At 48.3% G+C, this 327-nt stretch carries 1 pseudogene; it reads right to left on the reverse strand.

Going from position 1 to position 327, the window contains the following annotated elements:
* Positions 1 to 293: pseudogene (locus L691_RS31765) on the reverse strand (transposase); the annotation flags it as partial.
* Between the last annotated feature and the right edge of the window lie 34 nt (positions 294 to 327).

The following is a 327-nucleotide window of genomic DNA, read 5'->3' on the forward strand; positions in this document are numbered from 1 at the left end:
TTGAAACGAAGCTCGCCAACGAGCGCAAGCACATCGAATCCGTAGGACGTATGTTTCATCACGAGTGCATCAGCTTCGGCAGAGCGATAATAGGACCGGGGATACGGGCATTCCGGGTTCGGACAGGCGTATGCCATATTCCAGACGTCGAAAACTCCTGTCAAGGTGTTTACATATTTATGCCAAGCGGTATGATGCCGTCTCAGTTTGGTTCCGCAATGCGGACATTGCCGCAGTTCACTATGGAAATAGATTCTCTGTTTTGGAGTAATCCGGTTTTTAGTTGAAGGCATGATAACCTCCTCCTTCCTTACCTTTTATTACCCG

The organism is Paenibacillus zanthoxyli JH29 (assembly GCF_000520715.1).
GTDB lineage: Bacteria > Bacillota > Bacilli > Paenibacillales > Paenibacillaceae > Paenibacillus_AQ > Paenibacillus_AQ zanthoxyli.